At 52.0% G+C, this 13596-nt stretch carries 11 protein-coding genes; 6 read left to right on the top strand and 5 right to left on the bottom strand.

The window, feature by feature from the left end; genetic code table 11:
• Positions 1 to 367 precede the first annotated feature (367 nt).
• The 3 genes from ACMAY6_RS03400 (at position 368) to ACMAY6_RS03390 (ending at position 3613) form a co-directional block, all read left to right on the top strand.
• The gene (locus tag ACMAY6_RS03400) at positions 368 to 1201 is read left to right on the top strand and encodes an enoyl-CoA hydratase/isomerase family protein (RefSeq protein WP_435214447.1); all 834 of its coding nucleotides are present in this window, start codon (positions 368 to 370) and stop codon (positions 1199 to 1201) included.
• 134 nt (positions 1202 to 1335) lie between these two features.
• Positions 1336 to 2955 (top strand): acyl-CoA synthetase, encoded by a 1620-nt coding sequence (locus ACMAY6_RS03395; protein ID WP_435214445.1) that lies wholly within the window; start codon positions 1336 to 1338, stop codon positions 2953 to 2955.
• Positions 2956 to 3208: 253 nt separating this feature from the next.
• A complete protein-coding gene (locus tag ACMAY6_RS03390) occupies positions 3209 to 3613 on the top strand; it encodes a hypothetical protein (RefSeq protein ID WP_435214444.1) in 405 nt (134 codons plus the stop codon).
• Positions 3614 to 3666: 53 nt separating this feature from the next.
• Here the strand turns inward: ACMAY6_RS03390 and ACMAY6_RS03385 are convergent, their stop codons facing one another.
• From ACMAY6_RS03385 to ACMAY6_RS03365, 5 genes are all read right to left on the bottom strand, one after another.
• The gene (locus tag ACMAY6_RS03385; protein WP_435214442.1) at positions 3667 to 5202 is read right to left on the bottom strand and encodes a molybdopterin-dependent oxidoreductase; all 1536 of its coding nucleotides are present in this window, start codon (positions 5200 to 5202) and stop codon (positions 3667 to 3669) included.
• Positions 5203 to 5507: 305 nt separating this feature from the next.
• Complete coding sequence (locus tag ACMAY6_RS03380) at positions 5508 to 6320, bottom strand: transporter (RefSeq protein WP_435214441.1); 813 nt, start codon at positions 6318 to 6320, stop codon at positions 5508 to 5510.
• Between the two features lie 157 nt (positions 6321 to 6477).
• The gene (locus tag ACMAY6_RS03375) at positions 6478 to 7644 is read right to left on the bottom strand and encodes a phytanoyl-CoA dioxygenase family protein (RefSeq protein ID WP_435214439.1); all 1167 of its coding nucleotides are present in this window, start codon (positions 7642 to 7644) and stop codon (positions 6478 to 6480) included.
• A gap of 134 nt (positions 7645 to 7778) precedes the next feature.
• The gene (locus ACMAY6_RS03370; protein ID WP_435214437.1) at positions 7779 to 8231 is read right to left on the bottom strand and encodes a VOC family protein; all 453 of its coding nucleotides are present in this window, start codon (positions 8229 to 8231) and stop codon (positions 7779 to 7781) included.
• Positions 8228 to 9238: an SDR family NAD(P)-dependent oxidoreductase gene (locus tag ACMAY6_RS03365; RefSeq protein ID WP_435214435.1), complete on the bottom strand. Its 1011-nt coding sequence runs from the start codon at positions 9236 to 9238 to the stop codon at positions 8228 to 8230. The genes ACMAY6_RS03370 and ACMAY6_RS03365 overlap by 4 nt, the downstream gene beginning before the upstream one ends.
• Before the next feature lie 219 nt (positions 9239 to 9457).
• On the opposite strand from ACMAY6_RS03365, the gene ACMAY6_RS03360 reads away from it, so the two are divergent.
• The 3 genes from ACMAY6_RS03360 (at position 9458) to ACMAY6_RS03350 (ending at position 13403) form a co-directional block, all read left to right on the top strand.
• Positions 9458 to 10174 (top strand): TetR/AcrR family transcriptional regulator, encoded by a 717-nt coding sequence (locus ACMAY6_RS03360; RefSeq protein ID WP_435214433.1) that lies wholly within the window; start codon positions 9458 to 9460, stop codon positions 10172 to 10174.
• Positions 10174 to 11637, top strand: a complete 1464-nt coding sequence (locus ACMAY6_RS03355) for a carotenoid oxygenase family protein (RefSeq protein ID WP_435214431.1) — start codon at positions 10174 to 10176, stop codon at positions 11635 to 11637. The genes ACMAY6_RS03360 and ACMAY6_RS03355 overlap by 1 nt, the downstream gene beginning before the upstream one ends.
• A gap of 242 nt (positions 11638 to 11879) precedes the next feature.
• On the top strand, positions 11880 to 13403 hold the full coding sequence (locus ACMAY6_RS03350; RefSeq protein WP_435214429.1) for an aldehyde dehydrogenase: 1524 nt from the start codon (positions 11880 to 11882) through the stop codon (positions 13401 to 13403).
• Positions 13404 to 13596 lie beyond the last annotated feature (193 nt).

The following is a 13596-nucleotide window of genomic DNA, read 5'->3' as shown; positions in this document are numbered from 1 at the left end:
CGGAGGGGCTTTGACTTGCTCGGGTGCTGACCGCCATTTTCACGATGGATATTCCGCAAAAAATGACAGCCCTCCAACTAGAGCGCATGTATTGTTGGCTATATAGATCGACACCAGCTAAGCGCGTCTACCCAATCCAACGAAGCTTAGCCATCTCGAAAAAGTCTTCTGACGCGCCAGTGTACGCTGCACACTTCATTTCACTCAATATAGGCGGTTCTGAGGGAATCTGCGTATATTCAGTGTTGCTGTTAGCGCACCGCCCCAAGCTTTGTAAAAAAACAAGACTGTCCCGGCTGTGCCTTTGCCCAATGCCAGATTCCCCGGGACATAAGCGTAAACTCGCCGCGAGTACGGGAGAAAAACCATGAGCAAACATTCTATGATTTTGGCGTCTCAGGAAGGAAGGGTCTGCACCATCACACTCAATCGGCCGGATGATCTCAACCCTCTGTCTTGGCAAGTTTTGGGGGAGATAGAAAACGTACTGGATGACGCGCTCCAAGACGATAGCATTGGCGTTATTGTCATCGAAGCTGCTGGTAAAGCATTTTCCACCGGCTATGACCTGCGGGAGGAGCACTGGATTACATCACAATATCCCGCCAACTTCCCGGACCATGTTGATATTCGAAAAGATCGAGATGACGTCCACACCATTGTCGACTACTGGATGAAAATGTGGCGCTACCCAAAACCGATTATTGCCAAAGTTCAGGGCGACTGCCTTTCGGGTGCGGGAGAACTACTGGGGGTCTGTGATTTAGCTGTAGTTAGCGAGCGAGCCCGCTTTGGTCATCCCGCTGGAAGAGACCTTGGAATACCGCCGTCAATTATGTTTTGGCCCATGCTGATTGGCTATCGAAAGACTAAAGAGCTGCTGTACACATCACGACTGATTAACGCCTATGAGGCTGAGAAAATTGGCCTGATTAATGAGGTTGTCGCACACGAAGACTTGGATGCCCGAGTTGCACTTCTGGCGGCTCATATTGCCCGAGCTCCTTCCGACAACCTGTCAATACTGAAAGAAGTTTCTAATACTTGGTTCGAAAATATGGGCATGGAGCCTTCTGTACGTAGAGGGGCAGATCTCGATGCTATTTACCATCAGTTCGATAGCTTCAAAGATTTCTTTCAAACCCTGCGAAAAGAGGGCGTCAAAGCCGCCTTTAAAAAGCGACGCGAGCTATACGGCTAAACGACCACAGAGGCTGACACCCAAAAAGCCATTCAACCCACGCCACTCCGCCAGTTATGGATGGGCAGGATAACGACTTGGCGACGCGCCTCTGATTAAGGCACAGCTTGCCCATGGACCTGTGAGGAATAACTATGGATCTTCCAATCGGCACCAGCTACGAAGCGATTTGTAAAAACTTCAGGTGGGACATTCCAACGCATTTCAATATCGCGGACGCAGTTTGCGATCGCTGGGCCGACGATCCCTGCCGTATCGCCATGACCCACGAATCCTCAGATGGCACCGTCCTCAACTACAGCTTCGCTCAGATAAAAGCCTACTCCAATCAATTAGCCAATCTGCTTGGCGAGCTCGGACTGCAGACGGGTGATCGCGTACTGGTGATGCTCACTCAGTCACCCGAGTGTGCGATCTCCCATATCGGCTGCTTTAAGGCCGGCATCGTGTCTTGCCTAGCTTCGGTTTTATTCGGTCCTGATGCGATTAAACACCGGCTACTGGGGAGTGGTGCTCAGGTCTGCATTACTAATCAAGCCAACATTGGAAAGATCACAGAAGTCATGGAGCATTGCCCCGCCCTTAAACACATTATTGTTACGGACGAAGACACTCCAGCTCGCGTCTTGTCGTTCTGGAAAACGTTGAAAAGCCAATCGACAAGTTTTACCAATGTGGCAACGCGGGGGGAGGACACCGCGTGGATCAGCTACACCTCAGGCACTACAGGGCAACCCAAGGGCGTACTCATGCCTCACCGGCTACTGCTGGGCAACAAGCCCCTGTTTGAGTATTACTATGACTACGGACCCAGAGAAGATGATGTTCTTTGGTCACCTGCCGACTGGGCTTGGATTGCCGGACTCATTAACATTTTGTTGATCGGCTGGTACTCAGGATGCCGAGTCGTATCGACTGACATGCAGGGCTTTGATGCCCAAGCCGCCTTTCGAGTTTTAGCTCAGCACAAAATTACTGTCTCTTTGCTGACGCCAACCGTCCTAAAACTGATGCGCCAAGTAGATTCAGAAGCTGCCCAAGATATCGACCTTAGGGTGGTTTTAAGTGGCGGCGAGGCTGTAGGTAAAGAGCTGGCCCTTTGGGCCGATAAGCGCTTCGGACTCACCATCAGCGAAGGCTTTGGTCAAACTGAATGCAATGGCATGATCGGCACTAACCCCCGGCTCATGGAAGTGCGTCATGGATCGTTGGGCAAAGCCATGCCCGGTTCAATTTGTGGGATCGTTGATGACAGTGGCCAAGAGGTGGCGACGGGAACCAAAGGCAATATCGCCATAAAGCGCCCGCACCCCGCCATGTTTTCAGGCTACCTTGATAATCCAGAGGCAACGGACGCCAAATTTATTGGCGACTGGATGATCACTGGAGACCTTGGGGAGCAAGATGAGGACGGCTACCTCTGGTTTCATGGGCGCACCGACGATGTCATTACCAGTTCAGGTTACCGTATTGGTCCGACTGAAATTGAGGACTGTCTGCTGAAAAGTGATGCCGTCCAGCTGGCGGCTGTCATTGGCGTACCCGATGAACAGCGGACCGAGCTCGTAAAAGCCTTTGTGGTTCTCGCCGAAGGATTTAGTCCAGATGAAGCACTCGCGGAATCTTTGAAACAGCTAGTTAGACAACACCTCGCCAAGCACGAAGTACCCCGACTGATTGAATTTGTTGCGGCTCTGCCGATGACCACAACGGGGAAAATTATGCGGCGGGCACTGCGGGATCAGGAAATGTAAGAAGTAGCCGGCATAAACCCACCATCTGGATGAGTCGCCGTCTATTGGGCTGGCTAAAAATTTTGCCACGCTGACATGGTGTGGCTCGCTAACAATCAAATTTCCACTAGGGCGGGAACAGGGTCGTGCCCCCTTTGACCGCGAGACACGCAGATGTTTTCGTCAACACTAGGGACACTGCCACTCGCCTAGCCTTTTTGATGCGGGTTACTCTAGTGCCGCTGCAATTCGATCTTAAAAAGAGACCATATCCATGCGGACAGTACTCAGAGAACTCATCGCCATCATCAGTTTGCCGCTACTTTATGGCGTTTTATGTCTGCCACTGACAAGCCTGCTTCTCGCCCAATATCCCGAGGAGGTCAATCGCTTTGGCGGCACACAGAACACCGGGTTGGTCATTGCCATAGAGTGCCTGCAACTGATCAGCTTGATCATTTGTGGTTTTGCAGCTCGAATGATCGCGGGAGCAAGCTCAAGGCTCAGGCTGATACAACTTGGGATGACACTTGAAATGCTGGCCATCGCTGTATGGGTAGAACTTCAATATTGGGACGCCATGCCTTTTTGGCACCACTTCGTCTTCTTTACCCTGATTATTCTTGGCCTGGCTATGGGGAGCGCCCTGGCAGACCGATGGCAACCAGCTCGATCTTGATCGGCCGGCATCAGCTGAGCATATTTTGTACAGAGTGGCGCACTAAAATCGAGTTATCGACTCGCTTCGAAGACGTAGGCAGCCAGGGCATCAACCTCCTCGGTACTCAGCTGTCCTCCGTAAGCGGGCATCGCACCCACCCCTTGAGTGATGGCACTGCGCAGCTGCATCAGACTCGGCTTTAAGGTATTGAAATTTGGTCCAACGACCCCGAGGGCATTGGCCTCCTCGAGGCTGTGACACACACCACAGCCAGGCTGAGCCTTGGCCATAAAAATATTTTTACCCTGCAGCGCCTGATCAGACAACACCAACGATGGCTTGGCGACATCGGTTGCAGCGGTGCCTATCAGAGCGCCTGATGAGTCATCTTGATCTGATTCAATGATTGGAGCTGTCTTGGGCAGCTCTTTCAGCGCCCTGACCTCAAGGGCGTGATCTTCCCAACCATTGTGACCATAGCCGCGATGATTATCTGCTGCCTGCTGAGGTTGTTGTTCGCCCTCAGTATCAACTGCCCTGGTCACAAAGCGATGTCGACCCACAGCGAGCTCGGCTTGCACACTGAATGTACGCCAAGCGTTGGGACCAAGATCGGGACCCACAAGCTGGGCCAACTGCCAGGTCTGACCCGAATCACTCGAAACCTCTACCGATTTGATACCTCGCTCACCGGCAAAGGCAACCCCGTATAAAGTGTTCATACCCGCCAATACGGGCTCGCCATCAGCACCCGGGCCGTTCAACCAGGATTTCACTGGCATTCGCCACATGGAGGGGTGCTGAGGCCCACCCGACTCGCCTTGCGCCCTAAGCCGATAACCCGACTGCTGAATCTTGGCAGCCGACTCTTGCGAGGTTGCTGCTAGCTGCCTAACCCACTTGACGTTATTGACCCCAAAATATCCAGGCACGATAAGACGCAGTGGTCCACCGTGAACAGGCGGCAATGGCGCACCATTCATCTCCCAAACCAGCAAACAATCAGCCAGCCCTTTGGCAATAGGGATCGACCGTTCGACAACCACGGCATTTTTATCAATACCTTCGGGTAACTCTTCACCACCCGCTGCCGTCAAAAAGGCCACATCGCCCACAACGCCACCAAAATGCTCAAAAATATCGGCGACCTTCACCCCGGTCCATAGTGCACAACCCGCTGCACCCACACCCCACTGCGAGCCGGAGGGGTCATGGGAAAAAAATTCACGGCCGTTACCCGAGCACTGCAAAACAGTAGCCACTGTTTGTATCGGCATGCGCTTCAAGTCGGCAAGCGTTAGGCTTCCCGAGTCTTTGCAGCCCAGCACCTCGAAAGACCAACTGTCACCCAAACCAGTCACTGAAGCGGGTGGCATGGGAAGGTTATTTCGCACAAAGAAGTGTGAGGCTGGCGTGATAGGGCCAAACCCAAATTGGCTACGGCGCGTTTCCAGCGCCCAAGGCAAGTCGTTGTGCACAGTGAAGGTAGCAACACGTTTGTTGTAAGGCATCGACCGCTGAGAATTTGCCAATGTGATCGACTGGCCCGCTAGAGCAACACCTGTCGCCAGGCTTTTTATCATGAAGCGCCTTGATACTGCCTCCATGTCACCCCTCCTTTATTTTTTTCACTATGCAGACTTTGATGCGGTCCGGAGTGCCATAGGCAGATCATTTGCGACCCACCCATAGCCGTCAAATCCGGCAGCACACTACCCTGAAATAGAGGCAGCTAGACCAACCACCGCATAGTGCGTTACGGCTTCGACAACAAAAAACCTGAAACACTAGGCGCTTGGTTGCCGATTGGCTCATCTGGCCCACTACGCGCTCTCACCCACGGGGATACTACGTTTGCCATTTCTGAGCTTAGCCGATGAACGTTGGAACTCAGCTAAGTCCTAAATATTGTTTAGCCCTTGGGGAACACAAACACGACATTCACTCGCAGCGCCCAGCCCTTCGGCCCAAATTCACCCGAATCTGCCCAATATCGAACACCACCACCAATCTGCATGAGTTGGTTACCAAACTTTACTAACTGATTCGCACCGACGTTAATAGGCACAGACCAATCCTTACTATCCCAGTTATAAGTGGATTCTGTATTGAGATAGTAGGTCAATTTTTTAGGCGTGATGTATGAAACGAAGGGCTGCACAAAGCTCGCATTTATCTCGGTGTTGTCTTCTTTTGCAAAAGACCACAGGTGATTCCCCAATGCACCGTAGGTCCAAGGCCCCGACTGCTTTAATACCAGCCCTGTGGGTCCGGCTGCCCAAGCTCTTGGTCCCAATGCATCTTTGGTTGCAGTGGGAATATTGATTACCGGCCCAACGCCCCATATAAGACCGCCCGCAGTTGGTGCTTTAGGTGAAAAGAAAAAGCTTTGCACCACATCTCCTACCCCAGACTCACCATGGCCTTGCACTGGAAAATCTGACTGGTCGATAAAAGGTAAGATCGTTCGAGAAATCATGTTCCAGTCGTCATTAAGTGAGACTGGAATGACTGGCTGAACATTGGTTTTCCAAATAGAACCCTTTTCACCAACGCCGTACTTGTCATCGTAGTTGATTTGAATAGGTACGCTGATGAGCGAGGCAACGGGATTGGCTAATTTCTGAGCAATCGAGGCATCGTCGGCTCGCGCTACCTGGGAGAAAATCCACAGGCAAGCTGCCATTAAAAAAACCATCACCTGTATCAATTTTAAATCTGGCATACGCACCTCTAATTTAATGGGCCTGTGGGCTGCCTACTTGAGACACGCGCCCTAAAGTGAACATAAGTTCGCTATTCTCAGAGGTTTCCTCAGCAAAAGCCACGCAGATTAAAAATCTGTCACCATTTGCTGCACGCGTTAAAAACAGGTAAGTACTTCAGATACTCAAATCGTCGCAGTTATAATCTTTGATATCTGCCCTAGTTTGCGTATTCCAGCTAAAATTTTTCTTTTCATCTGCGAAAGGCTGATAGCGATAAGGCGACTCACCGGCGAACCGCTGCTGGCGTGCGTCAATTGCATACCCCAGAACGCGAGAGCGGCGAGCGATAGTTTCTGCGTCAAATTCTTGTGCCTCACTGTGGATGCCACCTCCCTGAACACCCAACACTGAAGATCGACGGTGAAAGCCAAAGTTCACCGTAACCCTGGGCTCCAAACCACAGTTAGGAAATGATCCATGGACCAACTGTCGGTTACAAACCACAACATCACCGGGTTTACAAACCAGAGGGACAGCACCCTCCAGACGCTCACTACCCGCTTCTGCCACGAGTTCATTAATATCGATTTTGCCCAATTTATGCGTACCCGGCACAACCCAGACGCCATTGACTGCAGTGCTGCCATAAACCTGCGCCATAAAATTAAAACCGTGAATGTCCTCATCGAAGTCGTCGCTGTCCCAATGAGTAACGCCATCTTGGTGCCATGAAACTGCAGCTCCAATACCGGGGTCTTTAATAAACAGTGCCTCATTAAATGGCGCGAAGTCGGGCCCATTAATCGCCTCCGCAACCCGCAGCAGCTGTGGATGGGCATAGGTACGTAGACAAGCGTCGGAGAACTGCAGCGATCCCAACAGAATAAAAGGTGCCGCGGCGGGAGCCTCCTTAGCAGCCTCAGGCTCAAACATCTTGACCTGATGACGCCCATTTGCCAACGCCGTACCACCTAATGGATCTCCTAGTGGCTTAGACCAGACTAACGTAAGCGCTTTACAATCTGACCCCAATGCCGGGTGTCCATCTGCGTTAACAAGGCTCTCCGGCCCGGTAGGGAAGCTTTTGCGCATTTCGCCCAAATCAGCCTCAATATCAGCGAGCTCTTCTTTACTAAGCACATCGGTAAAAACATAAAACCCATACCGGGAATACGCCTCACGAATCGCGGGATCAAGACTACCGGCTTCGTCAAAACAAATAGGACCTCGATTATCTAGGCGTAAAGCAGCCTCCTGCCCGGACTCAAGATATTGACGCATAGCGTCAGCCTGATTGCCGTAATAGGCCGCACAGAGATCTATCGATTTTGAAATATCCATCACAATTTTCTACCGCCACACAAAATCAAAACGTAAACCCTACTGACAAAGATACAAAAATTCAAAAATATCCCGGAATTGAGTCTTTAGCATCTGTTCAGTCGCGAGGCGCTCCGGCGGGCCCCCGACTCCACTCAGGAACCTGACATTTCAACCAATTCGAGCACGGTGCCGTCAGGATCCTTGAAGCAAATAAAGCGCACTGTTGAACCTCTGGGGCCACCTACCTCGGCAGGAGCAGTGGATAAGAATTTCACACCTGCTTCAACGAGGGTTGCCACGTCATCGTCAAGCGATGTTGTCGTGAAGGCGACCCGAGCGATCCCGGGGTGTGCCATGCTCTCGTAAGGAGCACCCTCTTCAGAGGGCTCCTGCCATTCAAGCAAGTCGATGACAATGCGGCTGGGATGCTTCATGAGCGCTCCTTTAACAAGGTAACGTTCCATGCCAACAGCTGCCGCTGCAGCGCCTCGCCCTTCTGATGGAACCGGCATAATGACCTCAAAGCCCAACATCTCGTAGAACTGTTTTGATCTTTCAAAATTCTTGCAATTGATGTTGATATGGAGAAGTCCCGATATGTTCATGAGCTGTTCCTAGGCGGCTGGGGTTGGACAGTAAGGCGTTTAATACGAAGCGACCACGCCTCTGGCATTAGCCATAGCGCGTAAAAAAAGGTTTTAGCCAGTCGGCCGCTCAAATAACGTAATTTTGGATGGGCGGCGGTGACAGCATGAACAACATCGCTGACTGCCGCCGCGGGATCCTCCGCAATGCTACGCAGCTGTTGCGTGTTTTTTTCAACATATTGTTCGAGCCAAGATTCTGGCCACAGTGCTTGCCAATCGCCCCCGGGATCGTCTTTAGCCATGGCTTGCCAGGTGTTTCGGTGTGCCGGGAAAAAGGCCTCCGCCATGGGCGTGCGCATTGTTGCCGGGTTAATCACACTCACAAATACGTCACAGAACGACAACTCAGCTCGCAGGGCATCGGCATAGGCCTCAATAGCAAATTTTGAAGCGTCGTAGGGGGCATTGCCGGGTAGGCTTACTAAGCCATCGACACTACTGACCAAAACCACTCGACCTTTGCAACGCCGCAAAGCGCTGAGGAGTTTTTGAGTGAGCAAGACAGGTGCAAAGAAATTTACCGCCATCACGTCTCGATAAAAATTAATCGGCTGATAATCAACGAATCCCGGTAAGACGGTCCCCGCTGCGTGCACCACAGACCAGACAGCACCATCACTTCGGGCATGAATTTGCGCTGCAACCTCGCGAATTGCATCGTCCTTGGTTAAGTCAAAGTGTGGTGCCCAGGCGGCTCCCGCGGCTAAAGCTCCGTGTGCGCCAGCCTCGGTATAGCAACAAGCGACCACCTTAGCGCCACGCTCTGACAGCGCGGTGACTAAGCCCAAGCCAATACCTGAATCACACCCTGTAACAACAACCCAACGGCCAGTGATATTGAGTCGAAACCTGCCCCGAATTTTCCTGTAAACGGCACTCACCATGCTCCATACAAGTATCGCCAGAGTTATGTAACCAACAGCCAGAACCACAGAGATCAAAACTCCCGTATTACCCGCCGACATGTATTTTCTCGCTGTTTAATAAACCCATATTCAGTTTACCCCGTGGTCTTTGTGGGTCACCACAGCAATGCATCATCACTTTCGCCCACACGCGCACCAAAAACGCCGCTTGAAATTTTAACATACGTTAAGTTAACATACGTTCATTAATTAATTTTGGCCCCACGGGACGCATGTTCCGTAGCGCGAATTTCGCGCCTTAATGAGGATTGTTAAGCCATGCCAAGGCAAGCCTTTTCCAACGAGGAAATCGTGGTCCAAAAGCAGCGCATCATGGATGAAGCCGCTCAGGTCATGGCATCAGAAGGCATGAGCCAACTCTCTATGCGGGCGCTGGCGGCCAGCGTCGATATGACAGCGGCGAATCTCTACAACTACTTCCCCAGTAAGCGGCAGCTATTTATCGAAACAACACAGCGTGGCTATGAGCTCTTAGATGCCTACACCAAGGAGGGTGTTACCCGTTTCGAAGAGCCCCGAGACAAGCTGGCAGGCCTTCTGAAATCCGCCGTCCGCTTCGCTCATGACTGGACAGGCTACTGGGAACTTATGGTTCACCCGCCACTGCAGTTGCGCGAGGATCTTGCAAATGACGAAAACGATATCGCCGGCGATTTACGCCAGCGTACTTCCAATCGCATGATTGAGTTGTTTGCGAGCCTGCTCAGCCGGTCCGGCGTTTCACTGACACCACCAGAGGCCAATTCCTCAGTGCCCGGTATCGCAGGTATTGCCGAGGAAGGTTTTGGGCCCGATACCATTTGGGTTCGCGTCATTACGCTGCTTACCAATACTCATGGGCTGATTGATCTCTACAACCACAAAATGCTGGACGGGTTCGAAGTCGATGTTCCTCCGCTAATCGACGCACTGATTGACAGCAGCATCGACATTCTTATCCCCACCCTTGATCCATCTGCGCCAGAGGCTGATTGATGAATGCTGAAGCAAAACTGATTAACGTTGCACAGCGCAACTGTGACTTCCACCGAGGATTTCTTGCACTGCAGGAAGAGCGTAATGGCTGGGCTAATAATGTACGCGGCACCCTGCCCAAGGATTTGACCGGCACCTTGTTTCGAAACGGGCCCGGCGCCATGAATGCGGGCAGTGAGGCCTACGGTCATTGGTTCGACGGTCCCGGCATGATCAGCGCAGCCACCTTTATTGACGGTAAGGCGCATTTCAAAAACCGCTACGTGCGCACACCTAAGTATCTTCAGGACCACGAGGAGGGGCGAGTATCTCATCGCGGATTTGGCACGCAAATTAAGGGCGGTTGGCGAAAAAATATTCTCAGACCTCTATCTAACCCAGCCAATACGGGCGTCTCTTGGCATGGCGACAAGCTGTGCGCATTCTATGAGGGTGGACAACCTTACCGATTGAACCCAGAGACACTTGAGACACTTGGGCCAGAATATTATGGCAGCACCCTAAACCCACGAACGACCATAAGTGCCCATGGAAAAATTCACCCTCGCACCGGAAATCAGATTAATTTTGGCATCAATCTGACGGGGCTTGGCTGGCGCGGCATCAAATGTGCACTCGACGTTCATGATATTCCAGCCGACGGTCATGGTGTTCGCAGCTGTCGTATTCCTCTCGATCGATTCCCCTTCCTCCACGACTTTGGCCTTACTGAAAACTATGCCATTTTTGTAGTGAGCTCGATTAACTTCCAGCTTGGGGGCCCCCTATTGGGTACCACCACGCTGAGCGAGAATTTAAATTACAACGAGCAACAAGCCATGCGCGGCATTGTTGTGGATTTGCGCACCATGGCCGTAACCCGAGAGTTTGAATTACCTCCCGGGATTGTTGTGCACTTTGCCAACTCATTTGAGACCAAAGACGAGCTCATCACAGATTTCTTCCAAACAAAAAGTACCGAAGGTTTCGCATGGCTAGGGGATGTCTTTGATGTTCAAACCGTCGCAGGCGCGGAGCTGCATCGCCTGCGGATCGATCTAAAGACCGGCCATACACGCCTAGAAGCTTTTGATCATGCGCCTACCGGTGAATTTCCCGCTTGGAACACAAATCGTACAGGCCTAAGCAGTGAACACTGCTTTTATGTCGGGCATGCTCCGGGTCGGGAGCATGGATTTTTTAATAGTTTTGTTACCCTCAATACCCGTACGGGGGCTTGCACCCATACTGATGTGGGTGAAAATAGGTACACCTCCGAAGCGCTCTTTACTCCGAAAGCACGTCCGAAAACTCAGGATGATGGCTATTTGCTCGCGGTTGTTTATGACGCCAGCACGCATCGCTCTGAAATTCAAATTCGCGATGCGCAAAATCCTGAAGAGGAAATTGCTGCAGTGCTGCTAGACCACCACATACCCTTTGGTTTTCACGGGCACTTCACCGGCGACACTTTTCTTCAATAACCCCTCGCCCAGCTAACATTGCTGTCGAGGTATTACCCTTTGCGGAAGCACCATTAGGAAAAGCTGCCGGTAGCGCGATACAGCTGCCGCGACAAACCAGTCGGGCCCAGACACTAAGGGAATGCCCAACAGCGGCGACACCCCCATCTTTTGTTTTTCGGGCGATACAGCGACTGTTGGCTCCCTTCGGGCTATGATAACGCCCCTATAAACCGGAATGACCCGTGCCAAGGAGACGAACCGTGGGATCGCCGATACTGCATGAAAGCATCGCTAACCTCGAGCTACCTGATCTCATCACGGGGCATATCGCAGGCCTGCCTGTTTTGCCGAAAACACCTGCAATAAGCCTGCCGGTGCGCTATCCCGGATCGGGTGAAACGATTGCCAGCCTGCAAGAAGATGATGCCACACAGGTGGCAACGGCAGTCGCTGCGGCAAAAGCCCGCTTTGAGTCCGGTGAGTGGTCCCAATCCACCATCGAAGAAAGGCAGCGTGTGCTGCGTGCCACCGCTCAAGCGATCCGAACGCATGCAAATGATCTGGCACTTCGAGAGTCAATTTGTGCCGGACTGCCCTTTGCCCACCTAGCGGCACGTCAGATACCTCGAGCCGCTGATAACTTCGATTTCTTCGCCGATTACATTGGAGTGCTTGCAGGGGAGACCTTTGATCAACTGCAAGAGTATCGTACGGTCATCACCCGTCATCCTGTAGGCGTCGCCGCCCTATTTGCCCCATGGAATGCCTGTTTGGCACTTTCTAGCATGCAAGTGGCCTCATGTATTGCCTTTGGTAATAGCTGCGTTTTGAAGCCCTCTGAGTTTTCACCACTGGCAGTGCTGCAATTAGTACACCTACTTGAATCAGCGGGGCTGCCCTCGGGTGTCGTCAATATTGTCAACGGCCGAGGCGCTGTTACCGGCGCCGCACTGGCGCAGGCGGAAGGCATTGATCGCATTGCCTTTACCGGACGTGGCGACACCGCACGAAAACTCATGCGTGCAGCGGCAGAGCGCCTTACCCCTGTGCATTTTGAGCTAGAGGGGAATTCAGCCAACATTATTTTTGACGATGCTGATATCGACCGAGCAATCGACGGGGCATTGGTAAGCGCTTTTGGTAATAGCGGACAAATCTGCATTGCAGGCTCGCGTATTTTGGTGCAAACCCAAATTGCAGAGCGTTTTATCGAGAGGTTTGTGGCACGGACTGAAACGCTGCGTGTCGGCGATCCACTAGACAGCACAACTGAAGTCGGTCCCATGGGTTTTGCCGAGCATCAACAACATGTCCTCAATTTTTTTACCCTCGCCAAAAATAGCGGCGCCAACCTGCTGACCGGTGGGCGCGCTATGCCCGAGCTGGGCAGTGGCTACTTCGTGGCACCGACGGTGTTTAAAGTTTTAGACAACCATTCTCCTTTGTGTCAGGAGGAAATATTTGGACCTGTTGTTACGATTCAAGTCTTCGAAGATGACGAGGAAGCTTGGGCAATCGCCAACGACAGCCGCTTCGGTTTAGTTGGCTATTGTTGGACGGAGAGTCTACATCGCGCTCAGGTATTCCAACAAAAAGTCCAAGCCGGCACCCTCTGGCTGAACACTCCCATCGCCAGAGATCTTCGCGCGCCCTTCGGTGGTTTCAAAGCCTCGGGCATCGGGCGAGACGGCCCCCGCCATGCAGCTGACTTTTTTACCGAGGAGAAAGCAACGATCGCAGCGCTGGGTAAGCCTGCGATAATGAAAATAGGAATGGGTCAGTAAACCTTCGAGCGTGCTAACTTCAGTTGAGTGTCACCATATTATTCAAATCCTACGGAGCGCTTTTGGGGGTTCCAAAAGTCGTTACTGACCTCGATAATGGGCGCGATCACCATACTATGCCAGCGCCGTAACACCGCACTTCAACTCTGTTTCAGATTTAGTCGAGGTACACGGTGCACCCGTAAACGCCACA

Origin of the sequence: Luminiphilus sp. nBUS_16, from assembly GCF_051201645.1 — a bacterium.
Lineage (GTDB): Bacteria > Pseudomonadota > Gammaproteobacteria > Pseudomonadales > Halieaceae > Luminiphilus.
This window is presented reverse-complemented; position numbering and strand designations above follow the sequence as displayed.

Bases quoted from the DNA above. Each gene is read 5' to 3' on its own strand.
- ACMAY6_RS03400 (WP_435214447.1), top strand. From the start codon at position 368: ATGAGCAAACATTCTATGATTTTGGCGTCTCAGGAAGGAAGGGTCTGC.
- ACMAY6_RS03395 (WP_435214445.1), top strand. From the start codon at position 1,336: ATGGATCTTCCAATCGGCACCAGCTACGAAGCGATTTGTAAAAACTTC.
- ACMAY6_RS03390 (WP_435214444.1), top strand. From the start codon at position 3,209: ATGCGGACAGTACTCAGAGAACTCATCGCCATCATCAGTTTGCCGCTA.
- ACMAY6_RS03385 (WP_435214442.1), bottom strand. From the start codon at position 5,202: ATGGAGGCAGTATCAAGGCGCTTCATGATAAAAAGCCTGGCGACAGGT.
- ACMAY6_RS03380 (WP_435214441.1), bottom strand. From the start codon at position 6,320: ATGCCAGATTTAAAATTGATACAGGTGATGGTTTTTTTAATGGCAGCT.
- ACMAY6_RS03375 (WP_435214439.1), bottom strand. From the start codon at position 7,644: ATGGATATTTCAAAATCGATAGATCTCTGTGCGGCCTATTACGGCAAT.
- ACMAY6_RS03370 (WP_435214437.1), bottom strand. From the start codon at position 8,231: ATGAACATATCGGGACTTCTCCATATCAACATCAATTGCAAGAATTTT.
- ACMAY6_RS03365 (WP_435214435.1), bottom strand. From the start codon at position 9,238: ATGTCGGCGGGTAATACGGGAGTTTTGATCTCTGTGGTTCTGGCTGTT.
- ACMAY6_RS03360 (WP_435214433.1), top strand. From the start codon at position 9,458: ATGCCAAGGCAAGCCTTTTCCAACGAGGAAATCGTGGTCCAAAAGCAG.
- ACMAY6_RS03355 (WP_435214431.1), top strand. From the start codon at position 10,174: ATGAATGCTGAAGCAAAACTGATTAACGTTGCACAGCGCAACTGTGAC.